Raw genomic sequence first — 24857 nt, 5'->3', positions numbered from 1 at the left:
TCAGACCCGCGAGCCGGCCCCCTGGCACTGCGGAGCAGACCGTGGAGCTCACCGACCTCCCCGATCTGCCCTGGGCTCCATCGAGCCCGGGCCCACAAACGCTGGAAACGCGTGGCCCGGGTGACCTCAGTCAGCCGATGCTTTCCTTGCGGACGAACTCGGCGGTCGTGTCGAGCACGCGGGTGAACCGCGACACCAGATCGAGCGACTGCTCTTCGGTAATGATCAGCGGCGGGCAGAAAGCGATGGTGTCGCCGATCACGCGCACCACCAAGCCGTTCTCGAGTGCGGCGGCAAAGGCCCGCGCCCCGGCCTTGCCAACCTGCGAGAACGGACGCCGGGAGTTCTTGTCCGGCGCCATCTCCACACCCGCCATGAGGCCGACACCCCGGACATCTCCCACGATCGGGTGCGAGGACAGTTCGCGCAGCTTCTGCTGGAAAACCTTGCCCACCCGAGCTGCATTCCCAACCAGGTCGCGTTCTTCGATGATCTTGATGTTCTCAAGCGCCACAGCGGTCGCCACGGGATGGCCCGTGGTCGTGTATCCGTGCCCCCAGGTGCCGATCTTGGAGGTGTTGTCCGCGATCCCGTTGTAGAGCTCTTCGGTGAAGAGGATAGCTGCCAGCGGCATGTACGACGACGTCAGTTGCTTGGACATCACCATGATGTCCGGCTTGAACTCATAGTAGGTGGAGCCGAACATCGTGCCCAGGCGCCCGAAGCCGTTCACCACCTCGTCGGCGATCAACAGGATGTCGTACTTGCGGCACAGCGCTTCGATACCCTGCCAGTAGCCCTTGGGGGGCGGCAACACGCCGGCAGCCGCCATGAGGGGCTCGCCTATGAAGGCAGCAATGGTGTCAGGACCTTCGCTCAGGATGTAATCCTCGGCCTCCTTGATGAGGCGAGCGCAGAATTCCTCTTCGGTTTCGCCATCGAGCCCGGAGGTGCGCAGATGCGGGGTCATCAGATGCTTGACCGGGATGTTGGGGAGATCGAAGTCGCGGTGGCTGTTGGGCAGACCAGTCAGGCTGGCGGACGCCATGCTGGTGCCGTGGTAACCCTTCAGGCGCGCCAGGAACTTCTTCTTCTTGGGAAGTCCTCGTGCATTGTTCCAATACCAGATCATCTTGATTACCGTGTCGTTCGCCTCCGACCCCGAATTGGTGAAGGCCGCACGGGTGAGATGATCCGGCGTCATTTGAACGAGCTTGTCGGCCAAACGGATCGTCGGCTCGTGGCTCATGTGATTGAACGTGTGATAGAAGGGCAACTTGTTGAGTTGCTCTGTCGCTGCAGCTGCCAGCCGCCTTTCGCTGAAGCCTAGCGCCACGGACCAGAGGCCACCGAAGCTCTCGATGTATTGCTTGCCGTTCGTGTCATACACGTAGATACCATCGCCGCGCTCCATGATGAGCGGGCCTTTGGTTTCGTGAGCACGGGCGTTGGTGAACGGGTGAAGACCCGTGGTGATATCAGTTTGCGCGAGCGTCTTCGAGGATTGCAGCGTCATGTTAATCACTCCAAAAAGGATGGGGTTGGTTTTAATGGAAATCCTTTATTGACCCCATCACCGTCTCGAGGGCTCTTCGCCATGGGCTTTGACCTGAAGTATTCAAGCCAACGAGTGTGATGTGTAAGACCCGCAGCGATCTCCGGCTTCGCGGCGCGTGCGCGCGGGCGGCATGACACCTCCCACGGCACGTGCGTCGAAACTAGTGCTTTGCCTTGTTCATCGGCAAGATTGGTATTTGATGAACCTCCGTTGATTCTGCCAAGTAGAGCGCCTTCAGCTGGGCGGTGTCAGCCGGCTGCGCCGACGGTCATGCTCTCGATCACTCGACTCATGAAGCGCTCGCACTCGGCCAACTGCTGCAACGAGACGAACTCGTTCGCACGGTGGGCCTGTTCGATGTCTCCTGGCCCGCACACAACGCTGGGGATGCCAGCTTGCTGGAACTGGCCAGCCTCGGTGCCATAGGCCACCTTGCGCCTTTCAGAATCACCCGTAAGTGCACGCACCAGCTTCGTAATGGCGGCGTCTTCCGAGGCATCGAATCCCGGCGCATCCGAGATGAGCGAGAACTCGATGGAGCCGGACGGGTGCTCCTTGCGCATCTGTGGGAGCAGAGTCTCCATCGCGTACTTGTTAATGGACTCGAAGATCGGCTTCGGATCCATGGTTGGCAGATTGCGGAATTCGAACTGGAATTCACACTCGGCCGGCACCGTGTTCATGGCAATTCCGCCGTTGATCGTGCTGGTCTGCGCGGTGGTGAACGGCACATCGTAAAACTCTTCGAACGGGCCTTGCGCACGATACTTGTCGGCCATGTCGCGGATGAAGCAGATCAGCCGTGAGGCGTACTCGATCGAGTTCAAGCCGCGCGGGGTGAGCGACGAATGCGCAGCATGACCGCGCACGCAGCAGCGATATGCGTTGATGCCCTTGTGCGCCACGATGGGACGCATGCTCGTCGGCTCACCGATGATGCACCCGTCGGGCCGGATACCCCGCCGCGCCAGGTCTTCCAGCATGACGGGCGCCCCGAGGCAGGTCACCTCCTCGTCGTAGGAGAATGCGAAGTGGATGGGCTTGGCCAGCTTGGCACGCTGCATCGCCGGGACGAGAGCCAGCGCGGCGCCGATGAAGCCTTTCATGTCGCAGCTTCCACGACCGTACAGCTTGCCGTCGCGAACCACGGGCCTGAACGGGTCACTGTGCCAATCCTGCCCGTCAACAGGCACAACGTCGGTATGGCCCGAGAGCACCACGCCACCGTTCGTCGAGCCGTCGTGCGCTGGAATGGTCGCGAAAAGGTTGGCCCAGTTGCCGCTCTCGTGATACGTGAGGATCGACTCGATGCCCACGCCACGAAGGTAGTCGCGAACAGTTTCGATGAGGCCGAGATTCGAGTTTCGGCTCACCGTGTCGATGGCAATGAGCCGTTCGGCCCAAGGCAGGGACATGGGCGATCCGCATGCGCCGTTCGCCGGGGATTGGGACGCTTCAGCAACTGACATATCTAACTCCAAACCGCTGGGCCGCCGTTGGCGGCAACCCAAGCAAGAGACACGTGCCAAGATGCTTGGGATCGGCAGATTTTCCGCAGTGATCGTGCCGTCATCTTTCAAGCGACGGCCCTTTTTGTCCAGGAAGGCCTTCTGATTCCAGCTGCCCGGCTCCCTTACATGGGCGCCTCGCGGATCGCAATCAACTCGTGGGTGTGAAGAAGCAGGAGGCAGGGTTGCAGTCTTATATCCGGCCTGTTGTGCAGGCTGACAAGCCTGCTGGCCCTGATGGTTTTCGCCGGCGGGGTTCCCTTCTGCAAATCGAGCCTGTTCGCTCCTGTTCCCTATCGGAGTGTCCCCGTCCCGGTCCGACCTGTCTGGCACACACACGCGTGGTCGCTTGCTCGTCTCAACCGCGCCCCGAATTGCCAACTTCAATCAGTCTCGTTGCAAGGCGCTCGGGGCGATCGGGTGGTTCAGATCGAGAATTCGGTTTGAGGAGGTTGCGCGCCCACGCTCGAATGGGTCACCTTCCCATGCGCGACCAGCTCTCCATGCGGGAAAGCACGATCCTGGCATGGCACTTTCATGACAGGCACGGCTTTCCCAAGGTAAGCAACCTTGCTGGAAGATCCTACGATCAATCAACGCGACAAGTCTCTCGTCTTTCAATTGAAAAGCGTATCTCCGGCAAATTCAGATGAACGCGCGAACTCTTCTCCAGATTGCGCACGCTTTCTGGGTTCACCCGATAGTTCAATGAGATCCAAAGAATGTCATGACGGGTCCATTGCTGTGCGGCGTCGTTGGTGGCCGACGACGTCTTGGTCGCCAGCATGAAGGACGCCCCCGGGCTTGCAGGCGCCTCACCTGCTCACCGGTGAGCATCGCCGGAGCGGCCGGCTGCATCGTCAGCGGAATCGACAGAAAAGGAGACCCGCTGCGGTGCAAGAGCTTTCTAGTCACCGCAACCCAATTTCAGCACGCACCCTCTCATCACAGTTCTTCTAGGAGATAGGAAGTGAAGCACGCGAAAACATACGGCGAAGTCGCGGTACCGAAGGGAGGAGCCAAGCTCGTGACGCCTTGATCGTCCAAGCGTGACGCGCGCTGCATCGAGATTCGAAGTCGGACGCGATGTGGTCATTTAATCACGCGGGAGATGGAAGCGGAGCGTTGCCCATGCAGCGCGCGGCTCATCGGCGACGGAGTGTCAACGCGCGTCCCCTGACGTCGCGCGGCCCGGTGATGCAGTGACGGTCGCCCGCAGCGCGAGCGACCTTCGTGCTCATTTCTTTAGCTCCGTGCGGCGCGTTTGTGACTCGCTTCGTGATCGACTGATTGACTCACCATTCATTCCATCGTCCGGACCACCGGACGGCTCAGTCACCCTCCGGGGGTGTCGCGACTATATAGAGAGGAATTCTCGCAATGGACACTTTGCTGCAACAGATCATCAACGGTCTGGTTCTGGGCAGCATGTACGCCTTGATAGCCTTGGGCTATACGATGGTGTACGGCATTATCAACCTCATCAATTTCGCGCACGGTGAAGTGCTCATGGTCGGGGCGCTGACCAGTTGGAGCGTCATCGGTCTCATGCGGGAATCGATGCCGAGCACGCCGGGGTGGCTCATCCTGATCATCGCGCTCATCATTGCCTGCGTCGTGGCCGGATCGCTCAACTTCGTGATCGAGAAGGTGGCCTACCGGCCGCTGCGCAACAGCCCCAAGCTGGCGCCGCTGATCACCGCCATCGGCGTCTCGATCCTGCTGCAGACGCTCGCGATGATCATCTGGAAGCCGACCAACAAGGCCTATCCCAACCTGCTGCCCACCACGCCGATCCACCTGGGCGGTGCCGTGATCTCGCCGACGCAGGTCATGATCCTGAGCGTGACCGCGATCTGCCTGGCGATCCTGACCTGGCTGGTCAACTACACCAAGCTCGGCCGCGCGATGCGTGCCACCGCCGAGAACCCGCGCGTCGCGTCGCTCATGGGCATCCGGCCCGACATGGTGATTTCGGCCACCTTCATCATCGGCGCCGTGCTGGCGGCGATCGCCGGCGTCATGTATGCCTCCAACTACGGCATCGCGCAGCACGCGATGGGCTTCATTCCGGGCCTCAAGGCCTTCACGGCGGCTGTGTTCGGCGGCATCGGCAACCTCGCGGGGGCGGTGGTCGGCGGCATCCTGCTCGGGGTGATCGAGGCCATCGGGTCGGGCTATCTCGGTGCCCTCACCGGCGATGTGCTCGGCAGCCAGTACAGCGACATCATCGCGTTCATCGTCCTGATCATCATGCTCACGCTGCGGCCGTCTGGCCTGCTCGGCGAGCGTGTGGCGGACCGCGCCTGAGGAGACGGCCATGCAACAAGGCAAGAAACTCCTCATCGTCGTCATCGCAGCGATCGGCCTGCTCGTGCTGCCGCTGCTGCTCCAGTCGCAGGGCAACGCCTGGGTGCGCATCGCCGACGTCGCGCTCCTCTACGTGCTGCTGGCGCTGGGCCTGAACATCGTGGTCGGCTACGCCGGTCTGCTCGACCTCGGCTACGTGGCCTTCTTCGCCATCGGTGCCTACATGTACGCGCTGCTGGAGTCGCCGCACCTGAGTGAGACCTTCCCGGCCTTCAAGGCCATGTTTCCCAACGGCCTGCACAGCTCGCTGCTGATCGTCATACCGCTGGGCTTGGGTCTTGCCGCGACCTTCGGCGTGCTGCTCGGTGCGCCGACGCTGAAGCTGCGCGGCGACTACCTCGCCATCGTGACGCTCGGCTTCGGCGAGATCATCCGCGTGTTCCTCAACAACCTCGACCAGCCGTTCAACATCACGAACGGCCCGAAGGGGATCACCGCGATCGAGCCGGTGCACTTCTTCGGGCTCAACCTGGGCAAGCCGTTGAAGTTCGACGGCTTCACGATCTCGTCCGTCACGCTCTACTACTACCTGTTCCTGGCGCTGGTGCTCTTCACCATCCTGATTTCGCATCGCCTGCAGCTCTCGCGCATCGGCCGCGCCTGGATGGCGATCCGCGAAGACGAGATCGCCGCCAAGGCGATGGGCATCAACACGCGCAACATGAAGCTGCTGGCCTTCGGCATGGGTGCGAGCTTCGGCGGCGTGGCGGGTTCGATGTTCGCGGCCTTCCAGGGCTTCGTGTCGCCCGAGTCCTTCGCTCTTTCGGAGTCCGTGATGATCGTCGCGATGGTCGTGCTCGGCGGCATCGGGCATCTGCCGGGCGTGATTCTCGGCGCGGTGCTTCTGTCGGCACTGCCCGAGGTGCTGCGCTACGTCGCGGGCCCGCTGCAGGAGATGACCGGCGGCCGGCTCGATGCCTCCATCCTGCGCCAGCTCTTCGTCGCGCTGGCGATGATCATCATCATGCTGGTGCGTCCGCGCGGCCTGTGGCCGTCGCCGGAGCACGGCAAGTCCCTGGCGCGCAAGGGCGTGGCACCCGCTTCGGGCATGCCGGCCGCTGCGCCGGGGATTGAAGCCCCGTCCGACGAAGTCCCGGGCGTGGCCTCGCGTCCGATGTCGATCAATCCGTGAGGGATGGGAGAGAGAACATGACAGACACCGTCCTCAACGTCCAAGGTATTTCGAAGCGCTTCGGCGGGCTGCAGGCGCTGTCCGACGTGGGCATGAAGATCCTGCGCGGCCAGGTCTACGGACTGATTGGTCCCAACGGCGCGGGCAAGACCACTTTCTTCAACGTCATCACCGGCCTCTACACGCCCGACGGCGGCACCTTCGAGCTGGCCGGCAAGCCCTACCAGCCGACCGCGGTGCATGAGGTCGCCAAGGCCGGCATCGCGCGCACCTTCCAGAACATCCGGTTGTTCGCGGAGATGACGGCGCTCGAGAACGTCATGGTGGGCCGCCACATCCGTACCCACTCGGGCCTGTTCGGCGCGATCTTCCGCACCGGCGGTTTCAAGGCCGAGGAGGCTGCGATCGCCAAGCGCGCGCACGAGCTGCTCGACTACGTGGGCATCGGCAAGTTCGCCGACTACAAGGCGCGCACGCTGAGCTACGGCGACCAGCGGCGGCTGGAGATCGCCCGCGCGCTGGCCACCGATCCGCAGCTCATCGCGCTGGACGAGCCCGCGGCCGGCATGAACGCCACCGAGAAGGTGCAGCTGCGCCAGCTCATCGACCGTATCCGCAAGGACGATCGCACCATCCTCCTGATCGAGCACGACGTGAAGCTCGTAATGGGCCTGTGCGACCGGGTCACGGTGCTCGACTACGGAAAACAGATCGCCGAGGGAACGCCCGCGGACGTGCAGAAGAACGAAAAGGTGATCGAGGCCTACCTCGGCACCGGAGGACATTGAGATGGCGCAAACCCTTTTGAAGATCAGCGGCCTGAAGGTCGCCTATGGCGGCATCCAGGCCGTGAAGGGCGTGGACTTCGAGGTGCACGAAGGCGAGCTGGTCTCGCTGATCGGCTCCAACGGCGCCGGCAAGACCACGACGATGAAGGCCATCACCGGCACGCTGCCGTTCCTCGGCGGCGACATCGAGTTCCTCGGCAAGAGCATCAAGGGGCGCGGTGCCTGGGACCTGGTGGGCCAGGGGCTGGTCATGGTGCCGGAAGGCCGCGGCGTGTTCACGCGCATGACCATCACCGAGAACCTGCAGATCGGTGCCTACATCCGCAACGACAAGGCCGAGATCGCGCGCGACATCGACCGCGTCTTCGCGACCTTCCCGCGCCTCAAGGAACGCGCGACGCAGCTGGCCGGAACCATGTCCGGCGGCGAGCAGCAGATGCTCGCGATGGGGCGGGCGCTGATGGCGCGGCCCAAGGTGCTGCTGCTCGACGAACCGTCGATGGGTCTGTCGCCGATCATGGTCGACAAGATCTTCGAGGTGGTGAAGCAGGTCTACGACCAGGGCGTGACCGTGCTGCTCGTGGAGCAGAACGCCAGCCGTGCGCTGCAACTGGCCGATCGTGGCTATGTGATGGAGTCGGGCCTGATCACGATGAGCGGCGATGCCAAGGTGATGCTGAGCGACCCGAAGGTGCGGGCGGCGTACCTGGGGGAATAGCATCCACTCGGGCAGTCGTAGAAAAGCGCGGACGGATATGGTCGCTCTCGTCAAGGATGCCGATGCATACACATCGGCAGCCGGCTAGAGTGGGTGCGACACAGGCAAGCTGCCGCGCGCTGAATGCGCAGGCAGCCCGCGAGCCTTCTGCACGTTGTCAGTGCGAAGCCTCGCACGCGCATCGTCGCCTCGTCTTGCGCAATCGGCATTCGACGGCGACCAGAAGTGTTGCGCCTGAACGTACCGCCCGGCTCTCCTTCGGTCAGGGATCTCGATCGCGGCCGTAACCTTCTCGAGAAAGACAAGTACAACAGCCACTTCGGGTGCCCGCCACTAGGGTGCCACAGAGGCAGGGCGCGCTGGCGCCAAGTGCCGCCAACGCTTCGGCGTGTATCCTGTTTCGTCCTTTATTACCTTGGTCAAGTGACTTTGATTCGCAAAGCCACAAATACCTGCCACATCCGCCAAGCTCACCTGCTGGTCAGCGAGGAGTTGAAGAGCGCGCTCTGTACGTCTCGACATCAACCAACGATGCGGAGTTTGCCCAAGTTGCTTGGTGAAGGCGCGTGAAAAGTGTCTTGCACTCAGGCCGGACAGTCCCGCCAGTGTCTCGACATCCAATTCCTCATCCAGGTGTGCGTCCACGTATTCGAACACGCGTTTGAGACGCCACGAGGGCAGAACAACCGGCTTGTCGATTTCCAGTGCGCCCCCTGCTCTCTGCACAAGGTGAACAACCATCGTGATCAGGGCACTATCGAGTAGCAGTTGATCGTAGCGAAGATTGCCTAACATGCCGTCCCACATCCGTAACATCACGGACTGGACGAGCGGATCCTCCCAGGATTTGAGTGACAGCGGACGAAACACTTCTTCGAGAGCTGGAATTTGATCAGATCCGAAAATGCGTTGAATGGTGCACCTGGGAATTGCCAAGAGAAGGAGCTTTCGCTTTCCTGTGACCGCCCACCGGCTTTCGGTGTTTTCAGGGAGCGCAAGCATCCGTCCCGTTTGCGCCAGCTCTTTCTGCCATCCCTGTCCCATGCTCCAACCCCAGGTGCTGCCCGGCGCGACAGTTAGCGGAAGAGCAATAACCGTTTCTGGCACGCTGGGATCGGCAAAATCATGATCTGCCTGATCGACAGTCATCATGTCGAATGAGAGTCGCCCAGTTGCTCGGCGATGCTCTTGTTGAAAGACGGCGTACGGTGAGGCCCGACAGAAGTCGGAGTAGTGATCCCATTTGACATCGGTCTTCATGTCGTCGTTCTCCTTCGCTGTCTGCTTTCCCTAGCGTCCGCGGCCGAGGTCGGCGCGGCTTCCCGATCCTTTCCTCGGCAGGATCATCAGATCAGCGTGGTCGGCAATGTGCGGAGCAACCACAATTCGTGGGTCACTACCGAAGGCATGCATCGGCAACGGCTCTTTGCCAAATGCATCCAGAGTTGCAGCGGACGGCTCGCCTCTGAGGATGCTCTCGCAGAGAACCGTGCCCGCGGCGGTATCGACCGGACCGCGCGGAATTGCCGACGTCGATACGGGAGCTATCACCTCGGCGCCAGGCTTTTTCCGCCAGCTCGATGAATGCCGACATTGCAGTACACGTACCCCTGTCGTCTCGGCAGGCATCCTCATCAAAGTCAGTGCATTCGGGCCGAACGCCTGCAAGGGCATAGGAACAGGAGAGAACGTGTTCGGCTCATTATTCAGGCGGGCGATCGGTATTCCGCGACGCTTCATTTGTGCAACTCCACGATCGTTACAAGGGCAGCGGACTGCTTGAACCAATGCCTTAGCGAACCGACAGGGTGGCTCGCCTGCAGAAGGCGCGAAGCATTCAGGTCAATTTAACCGGTTAATTCTGTTTGTTGGTATCGATAGAAACCCCTACACCCCTCGAGAATGCAAGCCGATGACTGAAAATCACGACTCGCGATGGGTTATTGTGTTCTTTCAGACATTTCAGGCACTGCTATGGAGCCTTCCAGCGAGGCTCCGTCATGCGCTAGTTGAGCGCGGCGCTTACCTTATCTAGTGCGGGCAAGGCTACGGCAGTTGCAGAACGGCGCAGGAAGCGCAACAAGCTGGCGACTACATCATTGACGACGCCTTCATCCGGGTCCGGGCAGGTATGCGACGATCCCGTTCGATTGGCGCGATTCACCACCGCGAAGGAATCGACATGGGCCGGCCATCGATCAACGCCAGCCCGTGCTAATTCGCGACGATCACTTTGGGATTCGCAACGCGAACAACAGACAGTTCAGAACAGTCGTCCGGCGAGGACGGCGCAGACGATCCCGGTGGCCGCCCCATTGAGAATCGGCGCGGCATCGTAATGATGCTGGTCCCGATGGCCTGCTATGTGCTCAACGATGCGTTCATCAAGGTTGCAGCGTCACACTACACGACGGGCCAGATCCTCGCCGTGCGCGGATCTGCGCCTCCCTGATCGTCCTGGCTGCGCATTTCAACGATCGTGGACGCTGGTTTCAGCGTGATCGCGGACGGTGTTTCAAGGTGATCGTGGACGATCACGGAAGCACGCGAGTGAAGGGGTTCATGGTATCTCAGTCGTCCACCATCACGGTGAAGCGTCGAGCGTTGTCCATGCCGGCGAGCATCGCCGGGGTGGTCAACGCGGCGCCGAAGGCGATGAGGATTTGCCTCTCTACGGCGTAGGCTTGTCCACGGCGGCGGGCGTCGCTTGCGACGAACGACCGCCGCGGTGGGCAAGCCGTGTTCGGCGCGACGGCGGTGGTGCCGCACGGACTGCGCGAAGCGGTCATGACATCGCCTGCTTCCTGCGCATCGACTCGCCCTTGAGCGCGATCTTGTGCGCGGCGTGCACGATGCGGTCGAGGATCGCATCGGCCAGCGTCGGGTCGTTGAGCCATTCGTGCCATGCACTCACCGGCAACTGGCTCGTGATCAGCGTGGCGCGCGTGCCCACGCGGTCGTCCAGCAATTCGAGCAGATCGTTGCGCTCGGCCGCAGTGATGGGGGCGATGGCGAAGTCATCGATGGCCAGGAGGTCGATGCGCGCGAGTTGTGCGAGACGCCGGCCGAAGCTGCCATCGCCGTGGGCCACCCGCAGTTCTTCGAGCAGACGCGGCGCGCGCATGTACAGCACCGTGAAGCCCGAGCGCGCCGCCTGCTGCGCCAGCGCACACGCCAGCCAGGTCTTCCCGACTCCGGTCGCTCCCGTGATCAGGACGCAGCGACCGTGACGCAGCCAATCGCAGCCGGCCAGGGCGGTGACGAGGTTGCGATCGAGCCCGCGCGAGGCGCGCCAGTCGATGTCCTCGATGCACGCGCCGGCGACCTTGAGCTTGGCCGCCTTGAGCAGCCGCGTCAGGCGCTTGCTGTCGCGCCAATCGATCTCGCGCTGCACCAGCAGTGCCAGGCGCTCCTCGAAGGCCAGTTCGCTCGCCGCCGTGCTGGTGGCCTGGTCGGCCAGAGCGTGGACCATGCCGTCCAGGCGCAGGCCACGCAGTTGATCCAGGGTGTGTTCGTTGAGCAAGGGGGTTCTCCTTCTTCAGTGGTAGTAGTCGGGGCCGCGCACGTTGTCGTGCAGCGGCAGTGACGCCTGTGCCGGTTCGGCCGGCACCTGCTGGCGATCCAGACCTGAGGCCAGGATCGAGTTCACGCTGCGATAGGTCGGTGAGCGGATCGACAGCGCCCGGGCACACGCGGCTTCGAGCCGGGCGTCGCCGTACTGCCGCGCCAGGCGCTGCAGTCCCAGGCAGGCTCGGTAGCCCTGCTCGGGATGCGGGCGGTGTTCCATCTGCCAGCGCACCACGCCGGCGGTGGCCGCGCCGATGCGCTCACCCCAGGCGATCAGCCGCGCAGGCGTCCACTCCCGGTGTGCACGATGCGACGCCGGCATGTGTTCGGCGAGCGTGCTGTAGGCGCCGCGCCGGGTGCTGTACGGGTGGACTGCCACGCGCTGGTTGCCGCTGAGGATCTCCACCGTGGTGGCCGTCACGCGCAGTTCCACGACACAGCGCACCAGCCGGTGCGGCACGCTGTAGTAGTGACCATCGAGTTCGATGTGGTAGTCGATGTTCACGCGGGCTCGCTTGAAGCGCGCGATGGCCATCCGCGTGGCCGGCAACGGCCGCAAGGCCGGTCGATCCAGTGCGTCGAAGGCGCTCGCGCGGCAGCCGGGCAGCTTCTTGAACGCTCGGGCGTTCAGGTTGGTGAGCAGTTCGGCAATGGCGCCATTGAGCTCGGCCAGGCTAAAGAAGCGCCGGTTGCGAAGACGTGCCAGGATCCATCTCTCGACCACTTGCACTCCGACTTCGACTTTGGGCTTGTCCCTCGGATGAGCTGGACGCGCTGGGAGCACCGCAACGTCATAGTGGTCGCAGAACTCGTCGACCAGACGATTGACGGCCGGCTCATAGCGGTCGGGCCGCGCGATCAGTGCGCGCGTCTGGTCCGGAACGATCAGCCGCGGCACGCCGCCGATGAACTCCAGCGCGTCGATGATCGAGCCGACCCAGTCGGCCGTGGTCTGCGTTGCGGTGGCGCAGGCGTAGGTGTAGTTGGACGCCCCCAGCACCGACACGAAGATCTGGGCGCGTCGGATCTCGCCGCTGCTCGCGTCGATCACCGGCACGGTCTGTCCGGCGTAGTCGACGAACAGGCGCTCGCCGGCCACGTGTGTCTGGCGCATCGAACGCTTCAGGCTCGATGCCCAGGCCCGGTACTTCACGCAGAAGCTCGTGTACTTGTAGGCCGCCTCGCCCCCTTTGCTGCGATCACGCTGGTACTCCTCCCAGAGCAACTGCAGGGTGACGCCCGGGCGCTTGAGTTCCTGATGGATCCAGGCGTAGTCCGGTTCGAGCTGTCGGCTCGAGCGCGGCACGGCCGGCGGGTAAAGGCGAGCCTCAAGTTCTTCGTCCGAGAGCGTCTGGGCCACGCTCCAGTCCACGCCGGCAGCACGCGCCAGCAGCATGAACTTGCCGACGGTTCCCTTGCCGATGCCGACGGCGCGGGCGACCTGGGCGTAGCTCAGGTCGGCTTCAAGGTGCAGGCGAAGGGCCTGTCGAATCTGGCGCATCGTGATCCTGGTAGTGGGCATGGCGGGCCGAAAAATCGGCCAGCATGCCAACGGTCAAGATCACCCGCGCGCTCCGCAATCGTCCACGATCACGCTGAAACGTCGTCCACGATCAGCCTGAAACCGCGTCCACGTTCATCTGAAATGCCGTCCACGATCGGCTGAAACGGGCGTCCACGATGCCCTGAAATACGCATCCTGGCCCTGGCCGCGCGTGCGGGCGCCATCGGACACTGGCGCACCCTCGCCCGGCCCGTCGGCGCACTCCGCGCGCTGCTCAAAATCACGTCGGCAGCGACCCTCGGTGCTGGCCCTGTCCCTGGTGCCGCTCGCCACTGTCACCTCGCTCATGATGACCGCGGTCATCAGGCTTCAGCGGGGCGGCCGGCATCGAGTCCCGGCGTGTGGACCGCGCGCCCGCGACGGGCCTCGGCTTCACAGAAGTGCTCGTCCTGCTGCGCCCCTCGCTCGAAGCCAGCGCGCTTGACCTGGTCTGCGCACTTGCGTGCGCGGGGTCGCTTGGTCGCTTGCCGCAAGGGACCTCATGAACCGACGCTGCGACCACGCTGGCGGTAGCCGCGGCCGGCGTGGTCATGAGCGCCTTGGACACGTGGCGCGAGCTTGAAGCCGAGGCAATCGCCTAGATCTCAGGCGCCTCCATCCTCGCAGTCCTGGGCAACTATGCGGTGGTCGTCGCTACGGCAGCATCGTCTGAGCCCCGTTGCTCGCCTATGCCTTCTGGGGCGAGACGGTCGAACTGGAGTATCGGCGCCGGCGTCGCACTGATCGCGGCCAGTGGTAGGTACATGCTGCGCGCCGTGCGGTTACCACCAAAGTTCTAGGCGTCTGGAACCAGGCGAATCGACAAGCTTGCGCCGCGATGAGTCTCAGAGCGGGCAACCTCGTGAACGAGTCCGCGCTGCATCAGCGCTGGTCGCTCGCGAGAAGAACCCCTTTTCCGCTCATTCGCGCATTCAAATGCATGTGGTCTTCAGCATCCTTCATGTGTTCGACCATGACACGATGAACCGTTTCCGCATCCTCCCTGCGGTATGCGTTCAAGAGCAGCGCATGGAAATCGACATTCGTCTCGCCGAATTTGTGGGTGTCCGTCACATTTCGATAGACCACCAAGTCGGCCAATAGATCGTTCAGAAAGCGACAGACGAAGCTGAGTACCGGATTCGGGCAAGCGCTTGCCAGTATGTTGTGGAACTCGATTTCTGCAGCCCGCTGAGCTAGAAGGTCCTCATCGTCCTTTGGACCGTGGGTACAGAACTCCAAATTCTCCGCAAGCTTTGAGAGTTGCTCATCCGTCAGCTTGCCGACAACGCTTACTGCAAGCTCTGGCTCCAAGACCTTCCGAAGTTGATAGATATCGTGCCAACCAAGCCGATAGAAATGCAGGAAGTTTCGAAGAGGCTCAGAGGCGTGCTCGTGGGTAACCTGTTGCAGGTAGACACCGCCGTTCGGGCCAGTCCGCATTTCAATGAGCCCGCCGACTTCGAGGGCCTTCAGCGCCTCTCGAACCGTGCTCTTGGAGTAACCGGTCTGCTCGATCAGCTCCTTTTCGTTAGGCAGTCGATCGCCGGGCTGCTTGCCCTCGCTGACAATCCACCGCTTGACGTCGTCAATGATGTAGTCGGACAGCTTCTTTCGTTTTCTGCGCTGTTCGAAAACAGCCATACGCCAACTCCTGCGCCAACCAGAAGCGCAAATTATCATTATAAACCCGATGGTTCTCGAAGCGCCCAAGAGTGTGTCGCGCAACGGACTCGCTGCTCGATCGCAGAAGACCCGAGCGCTGAACGATGTCTTTGTGGGCCAGGCGCAGAAATTCGTAGAAAGGCCCTGGCCACGACCCGCAATCGTCCCGCCTTAACAAACGGCTCCGCATAGTGGTCCGGCAGAAAGCCGACGAATGCGCCCGTGAGGATCAACATGGCCGCAGCTTCTTGATCTGACGCGGTGGCACTCCGATCCAGTCCGCAAAGATGGGCCAGTTTCATACTCGGCGAGTGATAGCCGAGCGCCGCTAGCTTTTGCCCTCGAAGGTGCTTCCAATCAAGGCCATCGCCCCGCTCCTTTGCAAACCAGGGATGACCAGTTGCGGCACGCTCACCCGAAGACCCCCACACGATCCGCGGCCACCTTCCCGCGCCCGCGCCAGGTGCCAAGCATGTAGTCGACCAGCCGCCGCGTATCAACGGGCCGAGTGGCGAATGATGACAGGTGGCCTTGGCGACCAAGATCCTGGAAGTCGTCTGCTGGGTGATTCATGACCACGACAACGAAGCCAGCATCGGCCAGCGCGGTCGCCGTGTCGTGTTGTCCGGGGAATGATCCCCCAGTACCGTGCGAGATCACCACCAGCGGCAATTGAGTCTGGGAAACTCCGCAATCATTGACCCCACCGACGATCTGCGGCCCAGCGCAATCTGGCCCGCGGGCACGGCGCAAGGCGTCCAGACGGCACCGTGAAGCTTGGGGCATCCTTGTCAGCAGGGACTTCGATGAAGTTGACGCCTGCGGCCTGGGCAAGGGTTGTCGAAAGACGGAAAGCAGCCGGCGAGAGAAGGCGAGGCAAGATCAAGGTATGTCAACGGATCGAATGGGAATCAGCAGCTCGGTGCGCAGTTCCCCCCGCACGAGCGGGATGCCTCGCCTCGAACCAACTCAGCCAACAACCCGGCACTTCGACTGCAGGTCCGTCCTGTGCCTGCAGTCACTGCCGCGATTAGGCCATCCAAGTTTGGGTCAGGCTGTCTACCAATCCCGCCCCTGTGTTGATGAGATTGTTGACCTTCGTGCGATAGAGGGTCGGAAAATTGAGATCATGGAGCCAAAGAACCGGCATCTCGTCAACCAGAAGTTTCTGCAGCTCCGAATAGATCACTCGACGCTTCGCCGTGTCGATCTCCGCCGCGCCTCGGGCGAACAGCTCATCCACCTTCGGATTGCTGAAGCCCTCCACATTGTTGAAAGGCGTTCCCTTCGCAATGTTCGAAGTTGTGTAGTGGCGCGTGGTACCCAGCGCCGGATCGCCGTGACCCGAGACATACGTGAACGCAAGATCGAAGTCCCAATCGCTCATCTTTGCGTTCCAGCCCGCCACGTCCGTTGCCACCAACTGGACTTTCACGCCCACATCAGCGAGGTTCTGCCTCGCGATCTCCGCAAGGCGCTGCCATGTTTCTCCGTAAGGCAAGGGCATCAAACGCAAAGTCTCACCTTTGTACCCGGCCTCGTTCAGGAGCTTGACCGACTGCTCCTTGTTCCGGGTCAACTTCGGGATCGAAGCGTCGTAGAACTTGAGATGGCTGCTGAACGGCCCATTGGACACATCGGCGTAGCCGTACCAGGCAACCTTGCGCATCAATTCGCGATCCAAGGCAAGGCTGAGCGCTTGCCGGAACTTCACGTTGTCCATCGGGGCCTTTCGATTGTTCACGACGATGTGCGAGATCGGCGTGAACAGCTCCCACCCCTTCTGCGTCACCTGCACTCCTGGAAGCTTGGCCAACCGCGCAACGTCGAAGTTCTCGACTGAGCCGCCCGGTAGCACGTCCAATTTTCCGCTTTCGAACGCACTTGCTCGAGCTGCGGCATCGGGAATCACGTGAAAGTAGACGGCATCGAGCCACGGAAGACCTTTCTCGTGGTAGTCGTCAAACCGTACCAACTGGATATAGGAACCCTTGACCCACTCCTTGAATCTGAAAGGTCCGGTGCCAACATACGTCTCGTTGCCAGGGTGCCGCGCGAAGTCTGCGGCCCCCTCGAAGACGTGCTTCGGAATCATGGGCAGCGCATTTCCAGCAAAGAATCCAAGGAATGCGCCGAACGTACTCTTCAATTTGAACTCAACCGTGAGGGGATCGACAGCCCGAATGCTCTGTACGACGGCAAGATTGTCACGCGCCCGCGCGTGCATCTTGCGATTGAACACGTCCGACGAGAAAACGACGTCATCCGCGCTGAATGGCTTGCCGTCGTGCCACTTCACATTCGGCTTGAGCTTGAAGGTATAGACGAGCCCGTCCGCGCTCACGCTCCAAGAAGTGGCAAGGCAAGGGAGCGGATTGAGCTTTTCATCGAACTTCAACAGTCCTTCATAGATATTGCCGCCCACTACGACCGCGGGAACGTTCTGGTACACGCCGATGTTAAGACCCGGCGGCTCAGGCTGAATCGCGGCATTCAACACACCACCACGCTTTCCCTCGGCAAGCGCCGACAGAGGAATACCTGCCAGCGTGAGACCGGCAGCACTGGCCGCGGCTATTTGGATGACGTTTCGGCGATTCATGGAATGCACTCCTGAGTCAAGCAATGGGGGTGAGAGATCAGCGAGCCGGCAAACTGGCTCGCCTGTTGTGGGACACGCCTTCTGTTCTGGCTGGTTTTGATGCCCGATCCGACTGGGGGATAGCGAAGCCAGGTGCGCGGTCTAGCTCAGCGCTCGTATGCCATACATCGCCTGCATGACTGCTGCGCGGCACTGGCCCAAGACCATCCCTCGCCACAGGTCCGAGTCGACATAGAAGGCGTCCTTGACGTTCTTCTTGATCTCCTCGATCAGTGAAGGCTGCAGGCTCGCTCCATAGCGATGGCGCCAATGGTCCGCGCGCAAGTTGTCACTGACGACATTCCAGGGAAGCGTTCCGAACTCCAGAGCAATGCTGGCCGTCTGAGCGCCGGGAAATGCGCGAGACACGATGGACATGATCGTGCCGCGAATGGGTGGCGAATTGGCGTTGTTCTCTTCAAGTGAGAACACGTCCTCGCCCCAGATCTTCCGGGTAAGAGGCAGGTTCTCGCTGAAGCTACTCTGCTTCTCCGCGTACCCACTCGGTCCCAAGCCGGTGTGGATGTCGATCCACGCTGCGATTCTTACGCGCTCCGACTGAGATGAGAGAACCTGGTGAAGGTTGCGCAAACTCCAACTCGTCTCCGTTCCCGCATAGAAAACACCGTCCGGATGCGTGTGCTGCCCTTGGACGACTGCGCTGCGATACGCAAGTTCTCCGTGCTGCCGGATGTATTCAGCGATACGGTTCCGTGTTTCCGCACTCGGCGGCCACTCCCTGGGTATTTGCAGGTCGTGCACGTCCTTGTAGCGCGGATTGGGTTGCAGCGGCCTTGAGAAATCGAGGTTGTTGCGGTTCAGGTCGACATTGTGCTCATTCGTTCGTTGCAAGTTCGAGAACCCATACGGGTTATTGGCATGAATCAGCACCAACTCCGTCCCGAGCTCACGCAAACGCGTGTGCAGCTCCGTGTCCCGCAACATAGAGACCTGCGCTCCCGATCCACAGAAGCCTTCTGGACCGTGGGTCCCCGAGATGACAACGATCGCGGACGACGCCCCCTGAGAACTGACTCGGGCGACATCCATTGCGAGTTCCTCCCCTTGCGCTCCCCGATACCCTTCCAGGACGCGGGACTCCACCCTGGCGCAGCATTCCTTTGCAGCTGCGAGGAATTTCTCTCGAGCTTCAGCGTAGGTTTCGGAGAAGCAGCCGGTAACGTAGTCAGTCACGTTCTTCATGATTCTGTGAAGTCCTTGGATCGTGAGATTTCGGAATTAGGCAAGCGGGAGGTGTCCTTGCCAGTCGAAAGGCAGCACCGTCCTGTCTGCTCGACTTGGGCCCGGCTTGCAGACCTCAATGACGACATTGATTCTTTCCGGACCCGGCTCTTGAGCGCGGCGTTGACCCGATAGAGTGAGCAATCCACTTCTTCCCAGGTTGCCGCTGGACCCCAGTTGCTGCTGCGTCACGATGACGAAGCCCAGCGATTGGCCGGTCGACGGTGGGCGTCAACGGACGACCGCCAGCCACACTTGCGCGCGCGATGAGTCCGGCGACAAGGCCTCGGTCCCGCATCACGTACAGCTGGAACCTGACCGGCTTTGACGTTGTCACTCCCACGTCTCCGATCGAACACGGCGCTGCTGTGCCGAGGCGCGCCCAACACCAAACTTCTGTGCCGGACGCGCCGCCTGGACCTGTCCGGGCCAACGAAAGAGGCCGCAAGACGCACCGGAGCCAATTCCCGGGCATCGATCATCGCTCCCCTGGTGCTGTCTGGCCAACGAAGCGTTGCTGACGCCACGTAAAACCGCTGGCGCAACGCAAGGGCCCGGAAGCCTTCCCTATCGCGCCCAAGAGTCACTTCGCCGCCAGACCCGCCTTCGACGCACTTGAACAACTGGCGGGGAAGGCGATAGCGAGCAAGCGCTCGCCAATCACCGACGCCGGAGAGCGTCAATGTCCTGCTCACGGACGCGTTACCATCCGTGGCACGCGCCCGGAGCACCGCGGCACCTTTGGCAACGCTGCATACAGGATCACCGCGCCTTAGCGAATCGTTGCAAGCTGGGTACGAGCGCCAGACTTGTAGGTGTACAGCGTCAATGCACCGCCCTTGATATCCCCTTTTTCATCAAACGAGATGGGCCCCGTGATGCCGTTGTACTGGATCGTCTTGAGCTTGGGCAGATAGACATTCGGGTCGGAAGAGTCCGCCTGCTGCATGGCGGCCGCCATGACGTTGACGGCATCGTAGACATACGGCGCATAGATCTGGACGTCGACACCATTCTTGGCCTTGAAGTCAGTCTTGAACTTTTCCAGCGGACCCTTCAGTTCGCCCTCTACGCCTCCGGCTTCCGCACAGACGACCGTCCCCTCCCCGATCGCGTCGCCCGCAAGCTTGGCAAGCTCGCCGGTGCACAGTCCATCCCCGCCCATGAACCGGATCGCCATCCCCAGTTGCTTGGTTTGACGCAGCATCGGACCTGCAACGGCATCCAATCCACCGAAGAAAAGGATGTCGGGCTGCGCGCCCTTCAGCTTGGTGAGAATGGCGTTGAAGTCGGTGGCTTTGTCCGTCGTGAACTCGTACCCCACGATGTGCCCTCCTGCCGCCTCGACTGCCTTCTTGAACTCTTCGGCGACCCCCTGGCCGTATGCCGTACGGTCGTCCACGATCGCAATCCGCTTGCCCTGCATGTCCTTGACCGCATAGCGTCCGAGCGCCCCGCCGAGCTGCGTGTCATCAGCGACCACACGGAACGTCGTCTTGAAGCCTTGGCGGGTGAATTTCGGGTTGGTCGCCGAGGGCGAGATCTGGGGAATACCCGCGTCGGCATAGATCCTCGACGCCGGAATGGAAGTGCCGGAGCCCGCGTGGCCGATAACGCCGTTGACGCCCTGGTCCGCAAGCTTCTGGGCTACCGCAGTCGCCTGCTTGGGATCGCTTGCGTCATCCTCGGCAAGCAGTTCGAACTTTGCCAGCTTCCCGCCGAGCTTGATTCCCTTCGCGTTCAATTCATCAATCGCCATGCGCGCCCCGAGTTCGTCGTCTTTGCCAAGATGCGCTGCTGGGCCACTGGTGGGTGCCGCGTGCCCGATGCGAACGGTGATGGATTCGCTCGGCTTGGCAGCGGCTGGCGTCGCCGAGGGCACGCTAGGCGCTCCGGAGGCGACGGGGGTATCCTTTTTGTCCCCGCATGCGGTAAGCATGACGGCGACCACGGCGAGCTGAATAAGATTGAATCGCATATGAGGTTCCTGGAGCGCGTTGATCGACGAATACGACTAGGTTGCCTTGGAGCTATAGGCCCCATGCGGGCATGGTTGGATTTTGCGAACGTTCGGGGGTAGCCTTCTTTCAATTGACGGACGTTTTTGTCCAAGACGGCCGCCTGTTTAAGGTGTAGTGGCGGCAACAGCCGAGGCCGATATCAGCAACCAGGTCCTTTTAGGAACACAAGCCCCGGGGCGGCGCCAGCACAATGGTTGGACATTTCATCGAAGCCCCACGGCCTGCCGCCCCGACGGTCGCGGGCCGTGGTATTGATCCCTCACCGAAGGATCCAGCGCCTTTTTGATCGTATGAACGAACTTCTCGCCGACCGCATGGCCTTGGTCAAGCCTTCCGCCATCCGGCAATTCTTCGTCCTGGCACAGCAGCCCGGCGTCATTTCCTTCGGTGGTGGCTATCCCGACGCGAGCTTGTTTCCTCTTTCGGGACTGGCCGAGGCTTACCGCGCGGTTATCGCGGACCAGGGGCGATTTGCAATGCAGTACACGGAACAGACCGGGCTGCAAGGTCTGCGCGGCGAGATTGCAAAGCGCATGCGGGCCGATGGCGTGACTTGCTCTGCGGACAACGTCATCATGCTCAACGGCGCTCAGCAGGGCCTGGACTTGTTTGGGAAGCTCCTGATCAATCAGGGTGACCTGATCGCCGTCGAGGATCCCACGTTCATCGGCGCTCTGATTGCGTTCAATCCGTATCAGCCCCGATACCTCGCCATCGAGATCGACGATCAGGGCATGAACATCGACGCCCTCGAGGAGCGCCTTAGGGCCGACGTCAGATTCAAGTTCCTCTACACGGTGCCCGACTTCCAGAATCCGACCGGCGCAGTCATGAGCGTTGATCGGCGCCGTCGACTGGCCGCTCTGGCTCACAAATACAATTTCCTTGTTCTCGAAGATGCTCCATATCGGGATGTGCGCTTCCACGGAAACAAGCTGCCGACGATCAAGAGCTTTGACGAGAACGAGAAAGTCGTCTATCTCGGATCGTTCTCCAAGACATTGGCGCCCGGCCTGCGGCTGGGATGGGCTGTCGCATCAAGTGGTCTGGTCGACAAGCTTGGCATGCTCAAGCTCGCGGCGGACTCTCAATGCAGCACGATCAACATGGCGGTCGTCGCCACATTCCTGAAAAACAACGATTTCGATGCGCACATCCAAGAGGTCCAGGCGGCATACCGTCAGAAATGTGACCTGATGGTGCGCTGCATGCAAGCGGCCTTTCCCAGCTCGGTCAAGATCAACCGCGCGGAGGGTGGCTTGTTTCTATGGCTTGAGTTTCCAGAGGGCTTCGACTCGGCTGCGTTCATGCTCGATCACCTCTTGCCCGAAGCCAAGGTGATCTATGTACCGGGCGAAAGCTTCTTCCCGGTCCTTCCCAGGAAGAACTATGCGCGGCTCAGCTACTCCGTGGCTTCTGGTCCAGCCATCGAGAAAGGCATTGGTCTGATGGGTGCGTGCCTGCATCGCCATCTCGCATAGACGACCTTGCCCACCGGACTGCGGCCAGCTCGGCCTCGTGATGCACGACAATCCAGACATCAGCTGCTCGTGATGTCCGTTTGTCAGAGCTGCAGTGAAATGTCCCAGTTAGATCGAGACACCTCCTGGGCTATGCCTGCATCCTCGCCCACCACTCGCTCACAGCGTGAGCTGGCCGAGCTTGGACCAATCAGTTTGCTGTTGGCGTGGTTGGGCGCGGTCCTTGTCCACGCTAGCGATGTTCCTCACGCGGGACAAGCATGCAGTGAATCACTTCGAACGTCGACGACGCGTCCCTCCATCCGTTGTTAAAGCTCCGTTGCGCCGTCCATCAGATGCCAAGAATTGAGTTGTTGCGCAAAGGCTCGAATCAGCGAGCAGTAGTTGGACGAAGGATTAGATCAGTGCGGCAGACAGAATTAGGCAAGTCTATGCTTTCCTGCCATTAGCAGCACACGGTTCGCCATCCTCACGTTGGCGTAGTCCACCATGCGTCCCTCAACCGAGACGGCAGCCAGTCCTGACGACTCTGCGTCACGCATGGCAGCAAGAGTCTTTTCCGCCCTATTGATTTCCTCGACAGTGGGGCTGAAAGCGACCTTCGTAGGTTCAATCTGGTCAGGATGGATCACCTGCTTGCCGTCAAAGCCCATCGCTGCAGCCTTGAGGGCGAAAGAGCGTGACAGCACTGCATCCCTGAACGCTCCACAAGGGCCGTCGATGGCACGAAGACCATTGGCTCGCGCAGCTACGAGAATCCGCATCATCGGATACGACCAAAGATCAATCGGATGGGACGTGTAATTGCCTACGTCATCGCGACGAGTCACAGCGTATCCTGCGTGAGTACCGCCAATGTCAATGTTCCGCGCACCAATTGAGGCCGAGAAGTCTCCAACACCAAAGTGGAGAGCACTGAGGCGCCCTCCCGCAGCGGCAATCGTATCGACGTTTACGAGTCCTGTAGCGGTCTCGATCAGCGCCTCAACGTCCACCGTAGCGCCTTCTCTGCCCGCCTTCTCAAGCAGCAATTCGGTCTGCCGGATCACATCGACCGATTCGACCTTGGGGATAAGGATGCTATCGAGCCTCCGCATCGAAGCGAGTTCGCAGATCTCCTCGCTGATGACACCTTCGGACGTCGAGTTGACACGGACGGCGACGATTTTCGATCCCCAGTCCAATTCGTTCAGTGCGCGAATAGCGGTTTGCAAAGCCTCCGCTTTCTCGGCGGGCGGCACTGCGTCCTCAAGATCAATGAACACACCATCGGTGGCGCTCGCCGCTGCAGAGGAAAGCATTTTGAGTCGGTGACCCGGTACCGCTAGGACTGTGCGACTGGGACGACCGGAGGTGCGAGGTTGCATGCCGGAGTTCATGCTTGCGCACCCCTGCCGCTGGGAGCGGACTTTTTCCACTGGTCGATTTCGGCCAGGATGGCCTCCGTGTGCTCGCCGATGGCAGGAACTCGCTTCATCACGGGATCCAGGCCATCGAATATCACAGGCGGCAGGACCACGTCGTGTTCCCCACTTTCGGTATCTACTGCCCTATAGCGCTGGCGCTCAAGAATCTGCGGGTGCGTGAGCAGTCCGTCGACGTCATTCATGCGGCCGTTTGCAATTGAAGCGAGCTCCAACTTTTCGATCACGGCGTCGCAGGTAAGTTTTGAGAACCGGTTGGTGATCGCCGCTTCCAGCGCCTCCAGGTTCTGTAGACGAAGCGGGTTGCTCAAGAAGCGCGGATCGCGCGCGAGCGCCGCGTCGCCCATCACCACGTCGCAGAAGCTCCTCCATTCGCGTTCGTTCTGGATCCCGAAGAACACGGTCTGTCCGTCGCCGACCGAGAAAGGCCCATAGGGCGCGATCGTGGCATGTCGCGCACCCGTCCGAGGCATCGCAAGCTTTGTAGCACGCGTGTAATAGGCCGGATAGCTCATCCATTCGGCCATCGCGTCAAATAGTGACACCTCGAGCGCAATTCCTTTACCTGTTCGATCCCGGTGATGCAGGGCCGTGAGGATCCCGTTCAACGCGTACATGCCAGTGGCGATGTCGACAATCGAGAGGCCACTCTTCGATGGAGATTCCGGCGTGCCGTTGATCGACAAGAATCCGCTCTCGCATTGGACGAGCAAGTCGTAGGCCTTCTTGTTGCTATAAGGCCCGCTGGAGCCGTACCCGGAGATGTCGCAGGCAATCAGCCTCGGAAAACGTTCTACCAGCGACTTGGCGTCCAAGCCTTGCCGCTTGGCCGCGCCTGGGGCCAAGTTCTGGATGAACACGTCGGCTCGTTCAATGAGTGCCATCAGGGCCGTGGACCCCTCGGCCCCCTTGATGTCCATCGACAGACTCTCCTTCGAACGATTGACCCAGACAAACTGACTTGAAACACCGTCCATCACCTTGTCGTAGTGTCGTGCGAAGTCGCCAGTGCCCGGGCGTTCAATCTTGATGACGCGCGCTCCCCAGTCAGCCAGGTGACGACTGGCAAGCGGAGCCGCGATGGCCTGTTCGATGGATACGACGAGAATGTCATCGAGGGGATACGACATGTTCTTTGATTCCTCTTGGCGCTCAAGGTGGAAAGTCCACTCTGGATTGATGTGGAGGTCTCCACAATC

General features: G+C 61.2%; 20 protein-coding genes. 5 read left to right on the top strand and 15 right to left on the bottom strand.

Annotated features, from left to right (window positions below; translation table 11 throughout):
- Positions 1–130 precede the first annotated feature (130 nt).
- The 3 genes from VAR608DRAFT_RS02120 to VAR608DRAFT_RS36675 all read right to left on the bottom strand — a co-directional run bounded on the left by VAR608DRAFT_RS02120 (position 131) and on the right by VAR608DRAFT_RS36675 (position 3853).
- Complete coding sequence (locus VAR608DRAFT_RS02120; RefSeq protein ID WP_088952567.1) at positions 131–1516, bottom strand: aspartate aminotransferase family protein; 1386 nt, start codon at positions 1514–1516, stop codon at positions 131–133.
- 290 nt (positions 1517–1806) lie between these two features.
- Positions 1807–3027 carry an acetylornithine deacetylase gene (gene argE / locus VAR608DRAFT_RS02115; RefSeq protein ID WP_088952566.1) on the bottom strand — a complete coding sequence of 407 codons (1221 nt, stop codon included), beginning with the start codon at positions 3025–3027 and terminating at the stop codon, positions 1807–1809.
- Positions 3028–3655: 628 nt separating this feature from the next.
- On the bottom strand, positions 3656–3853 hold the full coding sequence (locus VAR608DRAFT_RS36675; RefSeq protein WP_157730565.1) for a hypothetical protein: 198 nt from the start codon (positions 3851–3853) through the stop codon (positions 3656–3658).
- Between the two features lie 593 nt (positions 3854–4446).
- On the opposite strand from VAR608DRAFT_RS36675, the gene VAR608DRAFT_RS02110 reads away from it, so the two are divergent.
- From VAR608DRAFT_RS02110 to VAR608DRAFT_RS02095, 4 genes are read left to right on the top strand one after another with little or no spacing between them, the layout of a single operon-like run.
- Positions 4447–5376, top strand: a complete 930-nt coding sequence (locus VAR608DRAFT_RS02110; protein ID WP_088952565.1) for a branched-chain amino acid ABC transporter permease — start codon at positions 4447–4449, stop codon at positions 5374–5376.
- Between the two features lie 10 nt (positions 5377–5386).
- Positions 5387–6568: a branched-chain amino acid ABC transporter permease gene (locus VAR608DRAFT_RS02105; protein WP_088952564.1), complete on the top strand. Its 1182-nt coding sequence runs from the start codon at positions 5387–5389 to the stop codon at positions 6566–6568.
- A 17-nt stretch (positions 6569–6585) separates the two neighbouring features.
- On the top strand, positions 6586–7356 hold the full coding sequence (locus VAR608DRAFT_RS02100) for an ABC transporter ATP-binding protein (RefSeq protein WP_088952563.1): 771 nt from the start codon (positions 6586–6588) through the stop codon (positions 7354–7356).
- Position 7357: 1 nt separating this feature from the next.
- A complete protein-coding gene (locus VAR608DRAFT_RS02095; protein ID WP_088952562.1) occupies positions 7358–8074 on the top strand; it encodes an ABC transporter ATP-binding protein in 717 nt (238 codons plus the stop codon).
- Between the two features lie 333 nt (positions 8075–8407).
- On the opposite strand, the gene VAR608DRAFT_RS02090 is transcribed toward VAR608DRAFT_RS02095, so the two are convergent.
- The 10 genes from VAR608DRAFT_RS02090 to VAR608DRAFT_RS02050 form a co-directional block, all read right to left on the bottom strand.
- Positions 8408–9334 carry a helix-turn-helix domain-containing protein gene (locus tag VAR608DRAFT_RS02090; RefSeq protein WP_088952561.1) on the bottom strand — a complete coding sequence of 309 codons (927 nt, stop codon included), beginning with the start codon at positions 9332–9334 and terminating at the stop codon, positions 8408–8410.
- 30 nt (positions 9335–9364) lie between these two features.
- Complete coding sequence (locus VAR608DRAFT_RS36670; protein WP_157730564.1) at positions 9365–9814, bottom strand: M81 family metallopeptidase; 450 nt, start codon at positions 9812–9814, stop codon at positions 9365–9367.
- A gap of 830 nt (positions 9815–10644) precedes the next feature.
- Positions 10645–10863 (bottom strand): hypothetical protein, encoded by a 219-nt coding sequence (locus tag VAR608DRAFT_RS02085; RefSeq protein WP_088952560.1) that lies wholly within the window; start codon positions 10861–10863, stop codon positions 10645–10647.
- Positions 10860–11597 carry an IS21-like element helper ATPase IstB gene (gene istB / locus VAR608DRAFT_RS02080; RefSeq protein WP_088952559.1) on the bottom strand — a complete coding sequence of 246 codons (738 nt, stop codon included), beginning with the start codon at positions 11595–11597 and terminating at the stop codon, positions 10860–10862. The genes VAR608DRAFT_RS02085 and istB overlap by 4 nt, the downstream gene beginning before the upstream one ends.
- Before the next feature lie 15 nt (positions 11598–11612).
- Positions 11613–13163, bottom strand: coding sequence for an IS21 family transposase (gene istA / locus VAR608DRAFT_RS02075; RefSeq protein WP_088952558.1), 1551 nt, complete (start codon positions 13161–13163; stop codon positions 11613–11615).
- A 903-nt stretch (positions 13164–14066) separates the two neighbouring features.
- Complete coding sequence (locus VAR608DRAFT_RS02070; RefSeq protein WP_088952557.1) at positions 14067–14828, bottom strand: FadR/GntR family transcriptional regulator; 762 nt, start codon at positions 14826–14828, stop codon at positions 14067–14069.
- 1051 nt (positions 14829–15879) lie between these two features.
- A complete protein-coding gene (locus VAR608DRAFT_RS02065; protein ID WP_088952556.1) occupies positions 15880–17451 on the bottom strand; it encodes an ABC transporter substrate-binding protein in 1572 nt (523 codons plus the stop codon).
- Between the two features lie 141 nt (positions 17452–17592).
- A complete protein-coding gene (locus VAR608DRAFT_RS02060) occupies positions 17593–18693 on the bottom strand; it encodes a M14 family metallopeptidase (RefSeq protein ID WP_088952555.1) in 1101 nt (366 codons plus the stop codon).
- A gap of 115 nt (positions 18694–18808) precedes the next feature.
- Entirely contained in the window at positions 18809–19207 is a 399-nt protein-coding gene (locus VAR608DRAFT_RS38420) for an alpha-hydroxy-acid oxidizing protein (RefSeq protein WP_088952554.1), read from the bottom strand.
- A gap of 297 nt (positions 19208–19504) precedes the next feature.
- Complete coding sequence (locus VAR608DRAFT_RS02050; protein WP_088952553.1) at positions 19505–20710, bottom strand: branched-chain amino acid ABC transporter substrate-binding protein; 1206 nt, start codon at positions 20708–20710, stop codon at positions 19505–19507.
- A gap of 333 nt (positions 20711–21043) precedes the next feature.
- Between VAR608DRAFT_RS02050 and VAR608DRAFT_RS02045 the strand changes: the two genes are divergently transcribed.
- Positions 21044–22234 (top strand): aminotransferase-like domain-containing protein, encoded by a 1191-nt coding sequence (locus VAR608DRAFT_RS02045; protein WP_197700451.1) that lies wholly within the window; start codon positions 21044–21046, stop codon positions 22232–22234.
- A 419-nt stretch (positions 22235–22653) separates the two neighbouring features.
- On the opposite strand, the gene VAR608DRAFT_RS02040 is transcribed toward VAR608DRAFT_RS02045, so the two are convergent.
- Together VAR608DRAFT_RS02040 and VAR608DRAFT_RS02035 are read right to left on the bottom strand one after the other, a co-directional pair.
- Positions 22654–23601: an HpcH/HpaI aldolase/citrate lyase family protein gene (locus VAR608DRAFT_RS02040; RefSeq protein WP_088952552.1), complete on the bottom strand. Its 948-nt coding sequence runs from the start codon at positions 23599–23601 to the stop codon at positions 22654–22656.
- A gap of 8 nt (positions 23602–23609) precedes the next feature.
- Positions 23610–24788 (bottom strand): CaiB/BaiF CoA transferase family protein, encoded by a 1179-nt coding sequence (locus VAR608DRAFT_RS02035; RefSeq protein WP_088952551.1) that lies wholly within the window; start codon positions 24786–24788, stop codon positions 23610–23612.
- Positions 24789–24857: the final 69 nt, after the last annotated feature.

This window comes from Variovorax sp. HW608, from assembly GCF_900090195.1.
Classification (GTDB): Bacteria; Pseudomonadota; Gammaproteobacteria; order Burkholderiales; family Burkholderiaceae_C; genus Variovorax.
This window is presented reverse-complemented; position numbering and strand designations above follow the sequence as displayed.